This is a genomic window from Vibrio sp. B181a (assembly GCF_030248375.1).
GTDB lineage: Bacteria > Pseudomonadota > Gammaproteobacteria > Enterobacterales > Vibrionaceae > Vibrio > Vibrio campbellii.
This window is the reverse complement of sequence record NZ_JAHGAD010000126.1, coordinates 1-3,147: the sequence shown is the minus strand read 5'-3', so window position 1 is coordinate 3,147 and position 3,147 is coordinate 1. Positions and strand designations below refer to the sequence as shown.

Below are 3,147 nucleotides of genomic sequence, written 5' to 3'. Positions count from 1 at the left end.
GGCGTTAAATGGCAAAAGGAGGTCTAATTTATTATCGTTCGACAGATTATAAAAATAATCATGTTCATATAAATTCCAATGGAATTGAAAGTCTTCGATGTCGGAAGTTAGATCTTTATCGATCAATGATTACAGTAGGTAACCCTAGCTTTATTTCGCAACAGCAGATTAGAACTTATGGTCTCGCTAGAGCAATCCATAGTTCGATTTTGGAAAAGGTCGGAACTGTTTGGGAAAACATTGAGTCTGATCGGAATGGTATGCGTATCCATCCTATTTATCATTCTCATGTAAGTGACAAGAAAAGAATAGTCAGTTACAACCTTGGAATGGCATTTGCTAAGTTTTATGCAGAGCAGCTGCTTGATATTCCGAACTTGATTCATGTCGAAAGTTTGAAAACTCTTGGTGCAATTGACTTTGCCGACACTGATACCGGACGTGGGCGCGAACCTGACCTCGTAGGTCAGTGTACAAATGGTGATTGGCATGTATTCGAAGCTAAGGGTATGTCATCTAACAAATTGAATCCACAACTTGCTAGTGCTAAAGAGCAAGTTGAAAGGGTTTCTTCTATACATGGTGTCGCACCTGAAACATTAAATGCTTGTGCTACTTATTTTAGCGACCAACGTATTTTAACGTACCTTCAAGACCCAGAAAGTCGAAATGAAAAGGTAATAAAGGTACTAAGAGATAAATTTATCGATAGCTCCTATAAACCTTTGTTCCTCCTAGGAGAGGCAATGAACAAAAGGTTAGAGCTACATCGAGAGGACGGTATTAATTTCTATGCAGTTGATATCGAAGCTAAAGGTGTACATTTACGTGTTGGAATTGATGCAGAAGTTCATGATCTTGTGAGACAAAAAGAGTTTTCTTCATTACGAAGTTTGTCATTGGAAAAGCTAAGGCATTTATCCAAGGAAATGAGCGAAGATAGTTATTCGATAGGCCAAGATGGTGTAATCGTGAAGTATCGTAACTTCTAGCCATTTAACAAACTGTTTAAGAGTGATTCGCAACGCGTGGCATTTTTACTATGCGTTGATTTTCGTGTTTAAGGTGGCATGCTGCGGCTCGGTATTGCGTTGCTCACACCTTAACAGGGCGTTATGTGCCCTTTGAAACTCCGATAATATAGTGATCTTTATGCATATTCTAATTGGTCATTTTGTCATTTGATTGGCGAGCAATTAGTCTGTTTTAGAAGAATTATACTTTCGTGAGGTTCATATGGCAGAGCTTGGTTACTGTTCTATTAATAACTTAAAGTTATCTAGTCGAAGTCGGGATTCCGTAAAACAAATTCAAAGCATTATAGAAAGTAGTCGGTTATTTACCCTATCTTTATCAGCGGTTCCCATTTTAGACATTTTTTTAGGCCGTAAGAATGCTGCTAATCAATTGATCGACATAGCTGCATATGACTGGGTAGAGTTTGGTAAACTGGCTCAAGCTAGCGGTGCTATTACGAAAAAACGGATTCGAGATATAGCTGAACCTATGACTTGGATGACACAAGGAGAAGAAGGTGAATTTTGGAGGTGCGTTAGTCGTGCTGCGCTATAAATTATTTTTGGCATTATCGATTTTCTCTGTTTCTGGCTGTGCCGCATCATTCGAAGAAAGGTTCGAAGACTATGCAAATAAAATTGAGAAATGCAAAGTTATTGAACTAGAAAACTCAGAGAGTTTTCCAATGACTCCTTGGTTTGTCTCACTGAATGAGGAAGAGCAGAAAAGAGTCGTGTTGTATCTATCTATAGACAATAGAGATAATTGCTCAAAAACTGAAAGAGAGGCTTTGAAAGACTCAGAAAGTAAGTTGTCTCAAGAGCAAAGATCACTATTTGATGCTATGGGAGTAACAGATCCCCCAAATCATGCACAATACATTGATGGCCTTGACCTAAAGGAAATTCAAAAGATTCAGTCACTATATGAAATGCCGTTTGACTCAATTAAATTAGGTGAGTCTCTAGGTCTTTTGAGGTAATCAGTGACCGGGAACATAACAATAAATTTAAGAGTGATTCACAACGCTCGGCGCTTTCACTTCAAGCCAGTTTAGTGTTTATGGCACAATGCTTTAGGTAAGGTGTTAGCGTTGTTCACACCTTAATTTGGCGTTAATAAGCTGCTGTTAACAAACGGCTTTTATGGCAAGTGGTTGGTCACTGGCTGTTGGAAAAATGGTCTACATCTAGGCTGAATAGTTCGCTTTGGTTTTGTCGTTTCGTTGTTGCAAATGCCATTTGAATTCATCGAAAGCGCTAATATGCCAGCAACTATCTTCGCTCTCAAAAGTTCTTCGTTGTGGCAATTAACTGTCCGTAACTGCGGTGGGTGGCTCGTTCTTTGTAACCTTAAGGTCAGTATTCGCTGCGTTAAGGTTTCAGGAAAGTGAGGTGGGTCAGCAGCCAGTAAATACTAGGTTGGTTCGTTGCGGTAAGTTCAGTGGCTTGTTTGAGTCTCGCGCTTGCGGAAACTACTTTATTAACAATGCGTTCAAGACGGACTCGCAACGCTGGACTGTTTTGGTTGCAAATTGTGGTATGGTGTTTAAGGTGGTTTTATTGAGTTTGGTGGTGCGTTGCTCACCACTTAACGCGGCGTTATACGCTTTTGAGGAAATAATCCAATATGAACAAGGTAGTATTCAGAAATTGCGATGAAAATAGTGAGTATTGGGTTGCTCTAGAGAAGCTGTTTCAAACGGAATGGTCTGACTTTCTATTCGTAGATACCTATAAATCAGAATCTAAACTTCCACCGGCAATTGTCGCTCTCAGAGACAATCAAGTTATCGGTGGTCTTGCTTACTCGCGCTTTAAAGAACCTCATGGTGACTCAGAAGTTATTTGGTTTAATGCTGTTTATGTTTCACCAGATTGGCGCGGGCAAGGTATTGCGAGTGAACTGATTAACCGAGGTGTTAGCCAAGTATCAGCAGCAACTCAAAGTAACCTGTATGCTTACACAAATGTACCATCGTTGTACGAGTCATTAGGTTGGTTAGCGGTTGATATTGAAAGTGAGCCAAATCATAAGGTTATGACAGTTTCGTTGTAGTGTCAGCACGCGTATAACAAAGCATTTAAGAGTGATTCGCAACGCTTGGCGCTTTCGCTTCGCTCAAGTATA

The 3,147-nt window shown here is 39.9% G+C and carries 4 protein-coding genes; all 4 read left to right on the top strand.

Going from position 1 to position 3,147, the window contains the following annotated elements; all coding sequences use genetic code 11:
• Positions 1 to 125 precede the first annotated feature (125 nt).
• The 4 genes from KIO97_RS26405 to KIO97_RS26385 all read left to right on the top strand — a co-directional run bounded on the left by KIO97_RS26405 (position 126) and on the right by KIO97_RS26385 (position 3,075).
• The gene (locus KIO97_RS26405; protein ID WP_285384387.1) at positions 126 to 992 is read left to right on the top strand and encodes a hypothetical protein; all 867 of its coding nucleotides are present in this window, start codon (positions 126 to 128) and stop codon (positions 990 to 992) included.
• Between the two features lie 244 nt (positions 993 to 1,236).
• The gene (locus KIO97_RS26395) at positions 1,237 to 1,572 is read left to right on the top strand and encodes a hypothetical protein (protein WP_240800905.1); all 336 of its coding nucleotides are present in this window, start codon (positions 1,237 to 1,239) and stop codon (positions 1,570 to 1,572) included.
• A complete protein-coding gene (locus KIO97_RS26390) occupies positions 1,535 to 1,999 on the top strand; it encodes a hypothetical protein (RefSeq protein WP_285384386.1) in 465 nt (154 codons plus the stop codon). Before KIO97_RS26395 ends, KIO97_RS26390 begins: the two co-directional genes overlap by 38 nt.
• Before the next feature lie 647 nt (positions 2,000 to 2,646).
• A complete protein-coding gene (locus KIO97_RS26385; protein WP_285384385.1) occupies positions 2,647 to 3,075 on the top strand; it encodes a GNAT family N-acetyltransferase in 429 nt (142 codons plus the stop codon).
• The last annotated feature ends 72 nt before the right edge of the window (positions 3,076 to 3,147 follow it).